Source organism: Prauserella sediminis, assembly GCF_014195435.1.
GTDB classification, from domain to species: Bacteria; Actinomycetota; Actinomycetes; order Mycobacteriales; family Pseudonocardiaceae; genus Prauserella; species Prauserella salsuginis.
The window spans coordinates 1676646-1693323 of sequence record NZ_JACIBS010000001.1 but is presented as its reverse complement, the minus strand read 5'-3'; the positions used below and the strand labels follow the sequence as shown (position 1 = coordinate 1693323).

Genomic DNA, 16678 nt, shown 5'->3' with positions numbered 1-16678 from the left:
GTTCCCTCGGCGTTCGCCCGCAAGTCACCGGCGACTGTGACCGTGCCTTCATGAACCCTGCGCGGATCGTCGTGGTCGGAACGGGATACGTCGGACTCACCACGGGCGCCTGCCTCGCCAGCCTTGGCCATCAGGTGACGTGTGCGGATGTGGACAGAGTGAAGGTCGCCCGGCTGTCGGCCGGCCGTGTGGACATCGTCGAGCCCGGGTTGCCGGAACTGGTGCGACGCGGGCTGGCCGACGAGACGCTCGCCTTCGTCGTGAGTGCCGCGGACGCGGTGGCGAACGCGGATGCCGTGTTCTTGTGTGTACCGACCCCTATGGGTGCGGGCGGTGCCGCCGACCTACGAGCCGTGGAGGAGGTCGTCACCGAGATCGCCGACCGATTGCCGTCCGGATGTGCCGTGGTCACCAAATCGACCGTCCCGGTCGGGACGACTCGTCGGATCAGTGCCCTGCTCGGCAGGCCGGACGTACCGGTGGTGTCGAACCCGGAGTTCCTGCGCGAAGGAACCGCGGTCGACGACTTCCTGGGCCCTGACCGCATCGTCGTCGGGTCCGATACGCCGGAGGCAGCGCGGGCGGTCGTCGACCTGTACGCCGCTCTGGGGGCGCCGTCGGTGGTCACGGACGCAGCCAGTGCCGAACTGGTGAAGTACGCGGCGAACTGCTTTCTCGCCATGAAGCTGTCGTATGTCAATTCGGTCGCAGAGCTGTGCGACCGATTTGGCGCCGACATCGCGTCGGTCACCGAAGGTATGGGATACGACCGGCGCATCGGACGCTCGTTCTTGGCACCAGGTCCGGGATGGGGAGGTTCGTGCCTGCCGAAGGACACGAGTGCGTTGTTGCGGATGTCCGAGTCGGTCGGTTTCGGCTTCGATCTGCTCGGAGCGGCGATCGCCGAAAACCTCGCCCAGCGCGAGCGGGTCATCTCGAAGATCGCGCGTGCGGTCGGCGGGGACCTGTCCGGCGCTCGTATCGGTCTGCTGGGTCTCACGTTCAAGGCCGGTACGAACGATCTGCGGGATTCGCCGGCACTCGGCGTGGCGTCCGTGCTGTGCGCTCACGGGGCGGAGGTCACGGCCTACGACCCGGCAGTCGCCGAAGAGCAGCCCGGAATGCTCGTGGTCGACAGCGCGTACCGAGCCGCAAAGGGCGCCGACGCCGTTGTCGTGCTCACCGAATGGCCCGAGTTCCGACGACTGGACTGGCACGTCATGGCCGAGGCGATGCACGGTGACACCGTGTTGGACACGCGGAACCTGCTCGACCCGGGCACGGTTCTCGATGCGGGACTGAGTTGGCAGGGCATCGGCAGACCGCGTGTTGTCGAGTACGCCACGTCGGCTGTCGGATGACCACACCGTTAGTTGAGGTAACTACCTGACTGGCCGTAGGGTCGTGGCGTGTCTGCTGCGAATCCTTCCGCGTTCACCACCAGGCCCGAACTCGCCGGAACTCACGGCATGGTCGCGTCGACGCACTGGCTGGCGTCAGCGTCGGGCATGGCCGTGCTCGAGGACGGCGGAAATGCGTTCGACGCCGCAGTTGCCGCCGGGTTCGTCCTCCAGGTGGCCGAGCCGCACCTGAACGGACCCGGTGGGCAGGTGCCCGCAATCTTTGCGCCTGCCGGCGGGGGTCCGCGCGTGCTGTGCGGCCAGGGAGGGGCGCCCGCAGCGGCCACGATCGGTCATTTCGACGACCTCGGTCTGAAGTTGATCCCTGGCAGTGGTCTGCTGCCGGCCACCGTGCCGGGCGCGTGGGATGCCTGGCTGCTGCTCCTTCGTGACTACGGCACGAAGCCGCTTCGGGACGTGCTCGGGTACGCCATCTCATACGCCTGGAACGGGATCCCTGTCCTGGGCCGGATCGCTTCCACGATCGATACGGTGTCCGACCTGTTCGCCACCCATTGGCCGACATCCGCACAGCTGTGGTTGCCGGATGGTGATACGCCGACGGTGGGTTCGCTCCACTCGAATCGCGTCCTGGCCCGAACCTGGCAGCGGTTGCTCGGCGAGGCCGAAACAGTGTCGGGTCGGGAGGAACAGATCGATGCCGCCCGGCGGGCCTGGGCACAGGGGTTCGTCGCCGAGGCCGTCGACGCCTTCAGTCGTACGGCGTTCCGGGACGATTCCGGACGCGATCACGCCGGCCTGCTCACCGGAGACGATCTGGCGTCCTGGGAAGCGTCCTATGAGGACGCGATCGTCGCAGATTTCGGCGAATGGAGCCTGGTCAAATGCGGTGCGTGGACGCAGGGACCGGCCCTCGTGCAGCAGCTGCGCATCCTGGAGGAACTCGATCTGTCGTATGTGGATGGTAAGCCGACGGCGCGCACGATCCACCTCGCCACCGAGGCGGCGAAGCTGGCCTTCGCCGACCGCGAAGCCTGGTACGGCGACACCGGTGACGTTCCGATCGAGCGCCTGCTTTCGCGCGAGTATGCCGCGCAGCGCCGGGCGCTGATCGGTGATGAGGCGAGCGATCGGCTGCGCCCCGGGGGTGACGACGCCCGTATGCCGAAAATGATCGAGCGTACGCGTAATACGGCTGCGGGTTCGGGAGCGATCGGCGAACCCACCGTCGAACCACAGGGACGAACCCGTGGCGACACGGTGCACATCGACGTTGTCGACGCCGCGGGCAACATCGTGTCCGCCACGCCGTCCGGCGGCTGGCTGCAGTCCTCGCCCACGATTCCCGAGTTGGGCTTCTGTCTGGACTCGCGGGCCCAGATGTTCTGGCTCGAAGACGGTTTGCCCAACTCGCTGGCGCCGGGGAAACGGCCGCGGATCACGCTTTCACCGTCCATGGCGTTGCGCGACGGCGAACCGACGCTCGCGTTCGGCACACCCGGCGGGGATCAGCAGGACCAGTGGCAGCTCTGCTTCTGGCTTGCACATGTCGGTGCCGGGGTGAACCTGCAGGAGTCGATCGATGCACCGGCATGGCACACGACGGCGTTCCCGAGTTCGTTCTATCCGAGGGCGTGGACGCCGAAGGAGCTCGTCGTCGAATCGCGCGTGGGAGAAGGAGTGCTCGCCGAGCTGTCCGATCGTGGGCACGACGTGGTTGATGCCGGACCGTGGGCATTGGGACGTCTTTCGGCGGTGTCGCGTGATCCGAACGGCGGAATCCTTCGTGCGGCGGCGAATGCGCGCGGTATGCAGGGTTACGCCGTCGGCCGCTGACCGGTGCAAGTTGCAGATTCTTGTTCTGTCACAAGGGTTTGCATTGATAACATGAGATGATGCTCTCGTGGGGGTCGGAGCTCGTCGATTCCGGTGTAGCGGTGGTATCGCACTTTGCCGGTATCGCCGATCTGCTCGGTGCGATCGTCGGTGTGCTCAGCGGTGCCGCGTCCGCTGTGCTGTACATGCTGGCGCGGCGGAACAAGGCGCGGGTCATGGCGATTCACGTCGGCTGGCAGATCGCGCACGACGCAGGCGAGACCGGCGCGGTTGTCTACAATGGATCGAACGTGCCGTTGCAGCAACTGGTCGTCACGGTGGTCTGCGGAGCTCGCCGCCGAACGGCTCGCCGCGAGATCGCGGTACTGAGGCCGCAGGACACCCATCTGTGGCCCAGCGGTGATGTACACGACGCGCTCGTCTCCGACGAACACGAAACCGACCAGCACAAAGTCCAGGTGGTGTTCCGCAGCGGCCGCGAGTGCTGGCTCCGCGACGAACGCAGCGCCGAACGGATCCGTTCCCTCGTGCTGTGGACGGAACGGACGATGGCGGAACCACTGAAGCGGTACTTTCGCCGTGACGGCCACTTCCGCAAGAACTACTCCGTCCGAATCGAGGTCGAATCCTTCGACCGAACCGAGACCTTGGAGACAGCGTTCGGCCAGGTCGCGTCGACCGGACACCCACCGGCCGGCTACCGCATACCGGACGTCGTCGCCGGCCCGCACGACTGGCTCGGCCGCGCCGTCGCCGAGGACTGGGTCGAACAGCCACCGCCGACCGTCGAGGACCGTGCGGGTATGTCATCCGTCGCGGTGGACGCGCTCAGTCACGGCGACCCGATGTATGCGGTGCCGTACGCCATGGACAGCGTCGCGTTGATCCGCAACAACGCGCTCACCGGCACGGGGCCGATGCCCTCCACCTTCGCCGAGGCCGTCGCCGACGGCCAGAATGCGTTGCGCGCCCACGGAATTCCCGACGGAGCCGCGGTCGCGTTGCAGGTCGGCGCCCCAGACGGAGATCCGTACCACGTGTGGCCACTCCTCAGCAGCGTCGGCGCCTCGTTCTTCGGGCTCGGCCACGAGCCGGGCGGTCAGCACGGAACCTGCTGGCGCGACGATTTCGTCAACGCGTTCGAAAGGTTGGCCACCCTCGGCAGAGCGCACAGCGGCGTCCTCGACCCCGAGCTGGACCACCGCGGATCGTTGCGATTGTTCCTCGGAGGCAGGGCGCCGTACCTGATCTGCTCCGCCGTGGCGTTGCACGAAATCCGCCGGCGAAGACTGAACGTCACCGCCGCACAAGTGCCCCGGCTCGGTACGCTCCGCCCGATCACGCTCGTGTCCGTCCACGGTCTCTACCTCAACCACCGCTCCCGCAACCCGCCTGCTGCGCGCGACCTGCTCACCACCTATCAGGCGTCCCCGACCGCGGGTGAGGACCTCAACCGGATCCGCCGGATCGTGCCCGCACACGACGACGCGATGGACACACTCCGCCGCGACGATCCGCTCCTGCGGACGTACATCGACCAATGCCGAACCGGCATGCTGATGCCGTCCGGTCCCGGAATGCGCACCGCGTGGCGACTCCTCGGCCGCGCCGAGTATCAGGTCCTCGCAGGGCACGGCGATCCGCGCGCCGTGGCCGAGGCCACCGCCGACGAAGGGCATGCCCTGCTGTCAGGAGCGTGACGGACACGCCCGCAACGACCGCACGTCCGCAACACCGCACGTCCCTCGAGCGGCACGACGCCCCTGGTCACGGCGTTTCGGCGATCACCCAGTACTCGACGAACAGTCGGCCGTCGTGGCGGAGGATGTCGTGGCCGTGGAATTCGGCCGGCGTCCCGTTTCGGTGACCGCGGGCGACCCACCTCGCACTGATCAGGTCGCCCTCCGCGACGGGCCCGACGTCGACGGCGAACGACAGGTCGTCGAACAGTCCGCGACCCTCCCGGATCACGGCAGCCAACTGATCCGGGCCGGTGACCAGCGCCGGACGTCCCGGCCAATGACCGACGAAATCGTCGGTCACAACGTCCCGGGCGATCGACTCCAGAGCTGCCAGCTCGCCGTTCCACAGGTCGTCGAGCCACCGCTCGTACAGGTTCATGATCACCTCGTTGTTCGTTCCGTTCCCGGTCGTGCGTCAGCGCGTGGCTACACCGGTTCGCCGACCCGTGGCTACGACCGGCCCGCCGACGACCGACGAGACGCCTGCTGCACGAGCCACCGCTGGCCGAACGGGTCGCGAATGCGGCCGCTCCGGCCGTAACCGTCGTCGCCGATGTCGCCGAACACCTCAGCGCCGAGCGCTGTCGCCTTCGCGACCGCATCATCCACGTCGGCTACTTCGACACGGACTGCCGGCCCTCCCGACGTCACCGCGACGTGGTCGATCTCGGGGAACTCCTCGGCCATCATCAGCACGGAGTCACCGATCGCGACCTCGGCGTGCCCGACCCTGCCGTCATCCATCACGATCGGCTCGCCGTGCCGGACCGCGCCGAACGTTTCGACGTAGAACTCGATCGCACGCCGAGCATCGGCGACGACCAGGTACGGCGTCAGTGCGTGTGTCTCGGCCTCGGCCGTGGGTCCGGTCGGGTCCGCGTGGTCGTTCATGACTCCTCCTTCGGTCGGTATGCCGGACGAGTCGGGTGCCCATCATCGCCAGGGGACACCGGTTCGCGACGGCTACGATCCGGCCCGTCTCGCCCGCTGGGGTGAGGAAGTGGCTCGTTCGGCGGGCGGGAAGGAGGTGTCAACGTGCGTGTCTCGGGCCGTCCTCCCCGCCGGAGCGACGAGGTTGCCGTTCCTGCGGCCACTGCTCGGGAGGCGGCTGTCCAGGGGAGTGCTGTCCAGGGGAGCGCTGCTCGGAGGAGCGCTGTGGCGTCTGTTCCACCGGTCGCCGGCGTTGCCTCCGCGGCTGCTCCGGGTCGGGGTGTTCGGTACCCGGGCGCGCCGAGCGCCGCTGCCGGTCCGGGCGTTCGCCAGGGCCGGGCTCGGCCGGATTCGACGTTTGCGACGGCTCCCTGCGCGGGTCGACACCTGCTTGGGGCGGTCGGCCTTCGCGCGGCTGTCGATACGGGCGCGGCGGCGGCTGCGCGGGGCGACCTCGGGGAGGCTCTCCCTGGCGGTCGGGGACGGATTCCGCGCTGTGATTCCGGGCAGGTTCGGCCCGATCGGGGTGTGGTCGAGGACGGTCACCGGGGCGGTTCGGTTGGTCACCGTGTCCGTTCAACAGCGGTTCGGCGACACCGCCGCCACGTTCCGGGCGCGGTTCTGGTGCGGGCCGCCTCGGCCGATTCCGCGGTGGCAGGGGTTCCGAACGCCGGGGCTCCGAACGGGACGACTCCGAACGGGGCGGCTCCGGACGCGGGTGATCCGGACGTCGCGGCGCCGCTTCCGGACGTGGCGGTGGCAGCGGCTCCGCACGCGGCGATTCCGAACGGGGCGGCTTCGACCGGGGCGATTCCCCACGTCTGGGTGTCGAACGGACCGGCTGGGAACCTGCCGGATCGGCCGGCAACGGTGCCGAACGCGTCGGTCGGAGCGGCTCGGACCGCGTCGCATCGAACCCGTTCGCTTCGGGAGGCCTCGTCGTCGACGGACCGGGCTCGGAGGCGCCGGCCGTCGACGGACCGGCCTCGGGCGGACCGGCCTCGGGCGGAACGGCGCCTGGCGGAACGGCGCCTGGCGGAACGGCGCCTGGCGGAACGGCGCCTGGCGGAACGGCGCCTGGTCGAACAGCGCCTGGTCGAACGGTGCCGGGTGGTGGTGCCGCTGCCGGATCGGCGGGAATGCACACCGTCGACTCCCCGGCACTCGCCTCGTGGTCCGCCGCTACGTGGTCCGCGTCGCCACCGGGCTCGCCGGTGCCGGCGCCACGCGAACCGTCGGCACCGGACCCGCCTCCGGGCGCATCGGCACTACCCGTACCGGCACCGCGCTTGACCGTATTGCCCACGCGCCGGGACAGACTGCGGGCCAGTTCGTGACTCGGCCGTTCCACGCCTCGATAGCTGATCTCGACCAGTGCCGCCGTGACCAGCAGTGATATCGGCAGCGCGATGGCGAACGGAACCGTCGGGCGCAGCAGGCCGAGCGTGACGAAAATGCCGAGGCCGTGCAGCAGATAGATGGAGTACGAGCGTTCCGACATCGCCGTCCAGAAGCGGAACTGCCGCAGCTTCGGCTCGGCGAAATAGCCCATCAGGAAGAACATCACGGCGATCGACATCGCGAGGTTGTACGAGTCGTCGATGCGCCCGACGTCGATGATGTCGGCGTACACGTACAGCATCCACGCCAGCGCGCCGAACACGCCGCCCGCCCACAGCGGGATCTTCTTCGACGTCGTGGCCCAGACGATCTGGCCGATTATCAGGATCGGCAGGTACGACACGTTGACCGCGAACAGCGACCACGACTCGTTCAGCTCGCTGCGACTCGACAGCACCACGAACACGAACGTCAGCTCGATGCCGATCGCCAGCCACACCGCCCGCCGCAACACCGGCAACAGCGCCAGCAGAATGAGGTAGAACAGGACCTCGATGATCATGGTCCAGGCCACCGGCATGAGGACGACCTGCGGATACAGGATGTAGTTCACCAAGGTCCAGTTGGTGAACATCGTCCACGGCGTCAGCTCCTGCGACTGGCCCGTCGACTGCGGTTCGAGGCCGGCCCACAGCGCGGCCGACGTCAGCAGCAGTACGAACAGCAGTGGCGCGTACACGCGGATGAACCGGTTGAGCGCGAACTTCCGGTACCCCTGGCGGATCGCGATCGGCGTCACGATGAACCCGCTGACCAGGAAGAAGAACGGCACCGCGATCTGGCCGATGCCCTGCGTCGCCATGCGCATGGGTTCGCTGCTGAACGTCTCGACGAACCCGATGACCGGGGCGTTCTCGCCTTTCACCTGCACCCAGGGGTGGGCGATGTGGGAGTAGACCACCAGCAGTGCCGCGATGGCACGGCCCATGTCGACGAACGAGATGCGGGTCTTGTCGTCGCCTTCGAGCGGCTTCGGTCGAGAGCGTGACGTCTTGTCCAACGCACTCACCCCCTCAGACCGGCCGCCTGCATACCTGCCGATTCGTCCGTGACAGGCCACCCCTACGGCCTGGTAGTGCTTTGGTTCACTCCAGCGATGAATCGGGCAAACGGCAGCGTATCCGCAGTTAGCATGGCCGTGGAATCCCGTCCGCCCGATGATCTGTGACACCTGCGCATGACCGAAACGACCGCCGAGCCGTTGCCGGCGGCGCCCGCGACGCTTCGCCGGCGGGTGTGGCACGCACTCCGGCCGGTGCTGCCCGCACTGACGGCGTTCTACGCGGTCCAGGTCGTTTCGTACCTCGTCATAGGCATCGTCGCCGAGCGGGCGGGTGCCTCCTTCACGGAGCTGCTCGGCAGCTACGACGTCCACTGGTACGCCGAGATCACCGAGCACGGTTATCGCCAGGACGTCCCCCTCGACGCCGACGGCAACCCCGAACCGGTCAGCCTCGCGTTCTTCCCGCTGTTACCGGGGTTGGCCTCGGTGTTCGGACTGTTCGGCATGCCCGCGGCGGCCGCACTGCTGTTGGTGTCGCTGCTCGCGGGTGGGGTCGCCGCGTGGGGGCTGCACGAGTTCGGCACCCGCCTCGGCGGCCCGCGTGTCGGCAACCTCATGGCCGTGCTGTGGGCGGTCGCGCCCGGCGCGGTCGTGCTGCGCATGGGCTACTCGGAGTCGCTGTTCGTGGCCATCGCGGTGTGGACCCTGTTGGCGCTCGAACGGCGGCAGTGGCTGGCCGCTGGCGGGCTGACGCTGGTCGCGGGCCTGTCGCGGAGCACGGCCGCCGCCCTCATCGCGGCCGTCGGCGTGGCGGCGCTGATCGCGATCGTGCGACGCCGCGACGGCTGGCGTCCCTGGGCGGCTGCGCTGCTCGCACCGCTCGGACTGGTCGCATACCTGCTGTACGTCGGGTGGCGCGGCGGGCGTCTCGACGCGTGGTTCTGGATCCAGGACCACGCCTGGCACATGGGCTTCGACGGTGGCGAGCTCACCTGGATCACCCTCGGCAGGGTGGTCGCCGGCGACGAGCCGATGTGGTCGGTGATCCTCGCCGCGGTCGTGGTGGTGAGCGTCGGGCTGCTGGTGGCGTCGTGGTTCGTCCGGTCGATCCCGCTGCCCGCACACGTCTACACCGCGGTGATGATGGCCTCGGCCCTGGGCACGGGTGCATTCTGGAACTGCCGGGCACGGTTCCTGCTGCCCGCGATCACGCTGGCCGTCCCGGTGGCGTTCCTGCTGGCCAGGGCGCCGCGATGGGTGTCGGCCGTCGTGCTGTCACTCGCGTGTGTCGGCGGCGCCTGGTGGGGCGCGTACCTCATGGCGTACGCCGAGCTGAACCCGTAGCGACGTCGACGCGGCGTAATCGACCGCGCAGCTGACCGTCACGAACGTGTGGTCGCACGAAGCCGATCGCGGGAGGGTCACTGCGGGCGGAGCCAGAGTGTGGTGAAGCCGCGCTGGTCCATGCGGGCGTGGTGAATCAGCGTGTCGTCCGGTTCGTCGTCGGCGAGCGTGCCGTCGGCGAGCAGTTCGACCGGCTGGTATCCCCACTTGCGGTAGGCGGCCAGCACTGCGGCGGGATCGTCGCCGAACTCCTCGATCGCCTCCGGCGAGAACTCGCACAGCACGTCCGGCCGGTCCCGTTCGAGCGTCTCCTGCAGCCCGGCGAGCGCGCGGTGGTCCCGGCCCTGCAGATCGGTCTTGACCAGGCCCACCGGCTGCCGCAGCACGTCGGTGCTGCCGTCGAGCCGCACGGACTGCACCATCAGGGCCGCCGTGCCGTCCGGTTCGCGCACCCGGTGGTCACCGCTGTTGCGCTCGTCGGTGTGCGCGAGCACGAGGTTGCCGTCGGTGTCCCACGCCGCCGCTTCCAGCACGCTGACGAGCCCGGAGCGTTCCGTCGGCAGGTTCACGGTCAGGTTGCGGCGCAGGAACTCCGCGTTCGTCGGGTCGGCTTCTACGGCCACGACGTTCGTGACGGCCGACGACGACCGCAGCAGGTTCAGCGTGTGGTAGCCGACGTGCGCGCCGAGGTCGAGGAACGCACCCGGCCGCCGCTGCGCCAACTGCGTCAGCAGCTGTGCCTCGTCCTGTTCCCACGACCGGTGGTGACGGATCCACGGCAGCATCACGTCGTCGACGGGCAGCAGCAGTACGCCCGCGTCGCACACCACGACGTCCCCGCCCTCGGGGATCGGCGCGTGCACGAGCCGCGCGGCCTCCAGTACGGCCTCCAAGTCGCGGCCGAGTCGCTGGATGGCGTGCTCGTCATTGTCGAACCGCTGGTCACGGGCCTGGATGAGCTCGTGCACCGCCTCCTGACGCCGTTCGACATCGGATGCCACGTGTGCGAGCCGGTCGGCGACCTTGCGGATGTCGGCCCTGCTGCTGCGGAACTCCTCGACGCTGACGCTGTCGGTCTGGCGCAGTTCGTCCACCGTGCGGCGCAGCTGGTCGGCCCGCTTCTCCTGCCTGCGGGCGGCTTCGCGCGCCGCAGCGGCCTCGCTCGACGTCGTTTCGACGGACCGTTCGAGCGCTTCGATCCGCCCGAGCAGCCGCTGCATGGTCGCCTCGGACCCGCCCTGCAGGGCGCCGAGCACCTTGCGCTGGTGGACGTCGTAGTGGTCGAGCAACCGCAGTACGGCCTTGCGCAGTGCGGGCGCGATCGGCGAGCGTGCCGCGGCGCCGGTCTCGGGCCGCCACCGCAGTGCTTCGCGGGACTCGCGCATCGGCGTCAACGGGTCCTCGGGAGCGGGTGCCTGTTCGGCGGCCCTGCGGCGGTCGAGCCACGTACGGTGCGCGCGTTCCAACTCGGTGCGCAGCCACGTCGACGCGGCTTCCATCGACCGCGTGCGCAGGATGTGCTCCCGCGCGGCCCGCCCCCGGCGTGCGGCTTCCGCGGGCACGTCGGCGATCTGGCGCATCGCGTCGGCCGCGGCCTCGACGTCGGGTTCGGCCCACAGCGCACCCGGGTGGTACGGCTCGCAGCCGTCACCGACGGGCACCATGCGGTACGGGACAGGCCAGCCGGTGTCGGCGTCGAGGAACTCCGTGGTGCTGGAGTACGCGGTGCTGATCACCGGCATGCCGCGCGCCATCGCCTCGGCGATCGTCAACCCGAAGCCCTCGCTGCGGTGCAGCGAGACGTAGCAGTCGGCGGAGGCGTACAAGTCGGCCAGCTCGGCGGTGCTGACATACCCCTCGACGAGTTCGATGCGGGCGTCGTCGGCGACCATCGTGCGCAGGCGTTCGGCGGCCTGCGGGTGCAGATCGCCGTTGATCGTCTTCAGGACGAGTCGCGCATCGGTGCGGCCCTCGAACGCGATCCGGAACGCCTCGACCGCACCCCACGGGTTCTTGCGTTCGCCGACGCTGTTGAAGTCGAACGCGAACAGGAACCGCGTCGGATCGCCGGCCTTCCGCACGCGCGCGGTCGGCCCGGGGTCGCGCACGGGCACAGGGATCGTCTTCACCGGTACCGGCGAGTGGGCGGCGAACGCGGCGCGGCAGAAGTCGCTGACGGTCCACACCTCGTCGACCATGCCGAACGCCTCGTGCTGCCACTCCGGGAAGTCCTCGAGCTCCCACGCCCACAGCCCGATGCGGTACCGGTCCCGGACGACGTCGGGGTGCGTCGACGCGGCCAGGCGCGTCTGGTCGGCGTTGACGGCGACGATGCTGAGCGGGAACCGCGGATCGCCCGTGGTGGCGGGCCGTTCGACGCCGGTGCGGTTCGACACCGCCTTCTCCTCGACCACCGACGCCACCTCGACGCCCGCGTCGACGATCGCGTCGTGGATGACCCTGCCCATCTCGCCGAGTCCCAGTTCGGCGGTCAGATAGCCGAGGAGGTTGACACCGAAATCCTCGTCCGGTTCGCGCGGCTCCGGCTGCCGGTGCGGCAGCGCCCACTCCGGCAGCACGCCCTCGCCGAGGCCCGAGCTGGTGCACCACGTGCGGAAACCCTCGGCGTCGGCGCCGGTCGGATGCGGGAACGCGAGCTGCAGGTCCGTCCGTTCCCGCCAGACGGCCATGGCCATGCGGTTCAGTCCGGCGGCGGTCTGCGCGTGGTCGGCGGGCGCCGACAGCCACGCGCGCAGCGCCTCGCCGCCGTCCTCACCGTAGGCGTGGGGCGGCATCGGTTCACGGCGGCCGGCGCCCCGGGCGGTCTCGTCGGGCGTCTCGGCCGCGATCCAGCCGTCGCGGAACAGCCGTCGGCAGCCCGCGGGCAGCGGGGTGCCGTCACCGAACGTGGCGAAGCCGTAGGGGATGGCGTCCAGCGTCTCGGCGTACCCGGACGACTTGAGTGCCGCGCCGTAGGCCTCGCACAGGGCGCGCAGGTCGGGGTTGTCCGACAGCAGCACGCGCGGGTTGCGGGCGCAGTGGAACGTCAGCAGCCACGGCTTCTCGGGGCGATAGCCGGAGAAGTGGAAGAACCGCAACGTGTGACCGCCCGCGGTGAGAGTGTCGTCGTGGGCGCGTTCGACGGGGCGTTCGTGCAGGTTCCAGTACGCGACGTTGAAGCCGGGGTCGGTGAGCACCACGTGCCGGAACAGCGCCGGCACCTGATCGACCCAGCGCTGGTCGGTGAACAGTTGCGCCTCGGGCGCCACGATCGCGTCCTGGCGCAGCCTGCCTGCCCAGAACTCGAGGAACTCCTCCGATCCGGGTCCGACGCCGACGAATCCGAGGTTGAAGATGCCGGTGCCCATGATGACCGCGTCGTCGGGTTCCTTGCCGTCACGCGGCAGCGGTGCGGTGAAGTGCGGGGTCAGCACGATGCTGTGGTCGAGTGCCAGCTCGGCGACCTCGGGCATCGGCGAGAACACCTGGATGTCCGGGTCGAGGTAGATCACCACCGACGAACTCGCGCGCAGCTCGCGCAGCAGGTACGGCTTGACCGCCGTCGCCAGCTCGGTGATCGAGTACGCCGTCGCCATGCGCAGGTACGTCTCGGCGTCGATCCCGAACGCCGACGGCCCGACGATGCGCATGCCGTCGATGACCGTCTCGTCGTCACCGGGATCCTCGGCGCCGATGCCGCGATCGCTGTCGATGACGCCGACGACGAACTGGTGCTCCGGATGGTGCTTGAGGTACGACGCCGCGAGCACCCGCGCCGCGGGCAGGTAGTTGCGGGCGACGATGGTGCAGGCGGTGACCACCGTCAGATCACCGCTGGCCTGGCTCGGCTCACTCATCGGCGGGCAGGTTCTCGAGCTGGGTCGTCAACGTCGTCTCGAACTTGTCGCGGATGCCGTCCAGCTTCATCTCCCCGGACACACCCTCGATGCGCACCAGCACGTCGCCGGACAGGTAGTGGCCACGCATCGTCGCGTTCTGGGTGACCTTGCCCTTGTCCTTCTTCTGCTGGATCTCGGTGACCTGCACCGAACCGGGCACACCGTTGATCGACGTGTTCTTCTGGCCGTTCTTGAGCTGGATGTCGCGCAGTTCGCCCACCGCCGCCGATGCGGCGTCCTGGTCGGCCACCTTGACCATGAGCACGACCGTCTTCACCTTCCCGCCGTCGTGCCGGTACACGGCGTACTCGGCCTCGCCGGGTGCGGTGCCCTGGTAGGCGGAGAGTTCGTCGTCGTTGAGCAGGTTGATGTTGGCGATGTCGTCCCACGACTTGAGCGACGCGCTGCTTTCGACCTGGCCCTGCTGGCCGTCGAGCGGCATGTCGTCCTTCGGCTCCGGTGCCTGGCTGCTGCTGTTGCCGCCACCGCCTTGCTGGCCCTGGTTGCCGCCTTCCGCTGTCGGCTCACCGTCACCGGAGCCGAACAGGAAGAACGCGCCCGTGGCGATGCCTGCCAGCAGCACGACCGCGGCGATGATCGCGAAGATCTTGCCCTTGCCGCCCTTCGACTCGTTGTCGAACGAGTCCTCGGGGCCCTGGCCCCATTCGGCGGAGTCGCCGGGGGAGACGGGCGGGAACTCGCCGCCCCACGGCGGGCTCTGGTCGACGTCGGGAGCGTTCCACGGCTGCTGCTGCGCCTGCGCGGGCTGGGGGAAGCCGGCGGCGGGGGAGGCCTGCGGCTGGTACGGCGGCTGCGGCGGCGCCACCGGCTGCACGGCCTGGGTGGCCTCGGCGTCGCCAGGGCGGACGGCCTGCGTCGCCTCCGGGTCGGAAGGCCGCACCGCTTGCGTGGCCTCGGGGTCGCCGCCCGGCTGCGCCGGTTGCGGAGGCGTCTGCGCGCTTCCAGCAGGGGGCTGACCAGTTTGGCCGGTCTGGCCGGGAGGCGGGCCCACCGCGGCGATGACCTGCGTCGAGTTGCCGTCGCCGCCCTGGTTCTGGGGCGGCTGCTGGCCCTGCGGCGGTGGCGGCTGTTGCGGGTTCTGCGACTGCTGGGGCTGCGGCGGCTGCTGCGCCTGCTGGGGCTGCGGCGGCTGCTGCGCCTGCGGCTGGGGCTGAGGAGCCTGCTGCGGCTGAGGCTGACCCTGCTGCTGGGGCTGACCCTGCTGAGGCTGCTGACCCTGCTGGGGCTGGGCGCCGGCCTGCTGGGCGGGGTCCGGCTGGCCGGGCTGCTGGGGCTGAGCAGGTGCCTGTCCGGGCGCCTGCGCCTGCGCCTGTGCGCCCGCGGCCTCGTCACCGTGCGTGACAGCTGACGACAGCACCTGGTCGCGTCGGACGCGGTAGTCGTCCGCGGAGAGTCTGCCCGCTGCAAGCTCCTCGTCCAGCTTGCGCAACTCTTCCTGCCAGGACACCACGTACCCCCTGCTCGATCAGCGCCGCCTGCTCCGGCGACCGCTTCCTGCGATGTGTTCGAACTGCGCTCATTCTGCACGGTGTGCAGGCCGTGAGAAGGCGTGGGTCGTTTTGTGACCTCCCCGATTCCTGCCGGTCACCGAGAAGCTCTCGCGAACCACCGACCGGCGGGTGCGGGTCGCGAAACCGTGGTCGGCCGCCACGCGAGGTGCTGTGTTTCAGCACGTGGGGAGGGGCTTCAGGACGCGGGGAGTGCGTCCTGCATCGAGGTGAGCGTTTCCTCGAGGCGGCGGATCAGTTCCTGCTCGTCACCGCCGTTCGGCTGGGACACGCCGATGCCGACGGCGTGATTGCCCGAGGCGTACCAGACGATGCTCACCCGGCCGCCGGACTGCTGCCCGGTGAACGCGATGAAGCGGGGGTCGTCACGCAGGCGTTCGTTGGCGAACCCTTCCTTGACCAGGGTCGTGTTCATCGCGCGCTGCAGGCCGACGGCCTTCTGCCCGCTCGGCGTGCGCGCCACGACGAGGCTGTGGCCCTCGTTGCCGTTCTCGCCTGCCGCGGAGGCGCGGTAGACGAGGTCGGCGACGCCGAACTTGCGCATCGACTCCGCGTCGACATCGGTGATGAACCCGAGGTCGAGGGCGCGGTCGATCGACATCGTCGAGTTGTCCGGGCTCGGCTCGCCGGGCAGTTCGGGCAGGCGGTCCCCGAGCGGGGCTTCTTCGTCGCCGGGGTTGCCGGACCCGCCGTCGGGGTCGGCCAGCGTGCCTGACGTCGGGGTGGGTGCGGCCTCGTCGTCGCCGGAGCCGCCGCCGAGCCACCATGCGCCGCCGATCACGCCGCCCAGCACGACGAGGATCACCAGCGGCACGACGATCCAGGCCACCTTGCGCTTCTTCGGTGGCGTCGAGAAGTCGGGATAGGCGCTCGCCTGGGCCGCCGCGGAGATGTCGTCCGTCGACGAGGCGTCGACCGCCGGTGCGGTGCCGCCCGAGCCGAACCCGCCGGTGGAACCGTTCGCGGGAACCTGCGGCACGAACAGTGGTGCGGGCGCGCGCCGGGCCGTTGACGGGGCGTGGCTGAGCGGCGTCGGAGCCGGCTTCGTCGACGCGGGCTGCGCTGCGGAGGGTGTGGTGGAGGGTGTGAACGTGCCGGGCTGGACGTCGGCGGCGTCGTTGCCGGCCGACAGCTGTGCCTCGGCGGCGGGGTTGGCGGCCGCCCACGTCGGCCCGTCCTGCTGCGTCGGCCGAGTCGCAGGGGTCGTCGCTGCCGGGCTCGTCGCCGACCCGGCGGCGCTCTGCTCGCGGGAGTCGTCTTGCCTGCCGGAGCCGGAGCCGGAGCCGGAGCCGGAGCCGGAGCCGGAGCCGGAGTCGTCGCCGGAGCCGGAGGTGTCGGTACCGGCGGTGCCGGTGTCACCGGAGGTGTCGGTGTCGCCGACGTAGCCGCCGTCGCCGGAAGCCTCGGCGAGTACCTCGTCACGCTTGCGCCGGTGCTCGGCCTCGGTGAGCGCACCGGCGGTGAGCTGGGCGTCGAGACGTCTCAGCTCTTCTTGCCAGCTCATGACGGGCTCCCCTGTGGTTCTGCCTGCTCGGGTGGGCGGTGGTGCCTGCGCGCCGTCGCCACGCCTTGCACGTACGACGAGCACAGTACTGGCAGATGCGGGGTCGTTATCACGGGTCGGAAGGAGAAT

At 69.7% G+C, this 16678-nt stretch carries 10 protein-coding genes; 4 read left to right on the top strand and 6 right to left on the bottom strand.

What is annotated here, in order from left to right; translation table 11 throughout:
- Positions 1-50: 50 nt before the first annotated feature.
- The 3 genes from FB384_RS07635 to FB384_RS07625 all read left to right on the top strand — a co-directional run bounded on the left by FB384_RS07635 (position 51) and on the right by FB384_RS07625 (position 4897).
- Positions 51-1361, top strand: a complete 1311-nt coding sequence (locus FB384_RS07635) for a UDP-glucose dehydrogenase family protein (protein ID WP_183780763.1) — start codon at positions 51-53, stop codon at positions 1359-1361.
- 108 nt (positions 1362-1469) lie between these two features.
- On the top strand, positions 1470-3197 hold the full coding sequence (locus FB384_RS07630; RefSeq protein ID WP_183785130.1) for a gamma-glutamyltransferase family protein: 1728 nt from the start codon (positions 1470-1472) through the stop codon (positions 3195-3197).
- Positions 3198-3256: 59 nt separating this feature from the next.
- Complete coding sequence (locus tag FB384_RS07625) at positions 3257-4897, top strand: sugar ABC transporter substrate-binding protein (protein WP_183780760.1); 1641 nt, start codon at positions 3257-3259, stop codon at positions 4895-4897.
- 67 nt (positions 4898-4964) lie between these two features.
- On the opposite strand, the gene FB384_RS07620 is transcribed toward FB384_RS07625, so the two are convergent.
- The 3 genes from FB384_RS07620 to FB384_RS26470 form a co-directional block, all read right to left on the bottom strand.
- Complete coding sequence (locus FB384_RS07620; protein WP_183780757.1) at positions 4965-5318, bottom strand: ester cyclase; 354 nt, start codon at positions 5316-5318, stop codon at positions 4965-4967.
- A gap of 71 nt (positions 5319-5389) precedes the next feature.
- Positions 5390-5830 (bottom strand): VOC family protein, encoded by a 441-nt coding sequence (locus FB384_RS07615; protein ID WP_183780754.1) that lies wholly within the window; start codon positions 5828-5830, stop codon positions 5390-5392.
- Positions 5831-5969: 139 nt separating this feature from the next.
- The gene (locus FB384_RS26470) at positions 5970-8270 is read right to left on the bottom strand and encodes an acyltransferase family protein (protein WP_228725980.1); all 2301 of its coding nucleotides are present in this window, start codon (positions 8268-8270) and stop codon (positions 5970-5972) included.
- Between the two features lie 177 nt (positions 8271-8447).
- Between FB384_RS26470 and FB384_RS07605 the strand changes: the two genes are divergently transcribed.
- Positions 8448-9617, top strand: coding sequence for a hypothetical protein (locus FB384_RS07605; protein ID WP_183780752.1), 1170 nt, complete (start codon positions 8448-8450; stop codon positions 9615-9617).
- A gap of 77 nt (positions 9618-9694) precedes the next feature.
- On the opposite strand, the gene FB384_RS07600 is transcribed toward FB384_RS07605, so the two are convergent.
- The 3 genes from FB384_RS07600 to FB384_RS07590 all read right to left on the bottom strand — a co-directional run bounded on the left by FB384_RS07600 (position 9695) and on the right by FB384_RS07590 (position 16549).
- The gene (locus FB384_RS07600; protein ID WP_183780750.1) at positions 9695-13474 is read right to left on the bottom strand and encodes an FkbM family methyltransferase; all 3780 of its coding nucleotides are present in this window, start codon (positions 13472-13474) and stop codon (positions 9695-9697) included.
- On the bottom strand, positions 13467-14984 hold the full coding sequence (locus FB384_RS07595; protein ID WP_183780747.1) for a flagellar basal body protein FliL: 1518 nt from the start codon (positions 14982-14984) through the stop codon (positions 13467-13469). Before FB384_RS07595 ends, FB384_RS07600 begins: the two co-directional genes overlap by 8 nt.
- A gap of 239 nt (positions 14985-15223) precedes the next feature.
- Positions 15224-16549 (bottom strand): hypothetical protein, encoded by a 1326-nt coding sequence (locus FB384_RS07590; protein WP_183780744.1) that lies wholly within the window; start codon positions 16547-16549, stop codon positions 15224-15226.
- Positions 16550-16678: the final 129 nt, after the last annotated feature.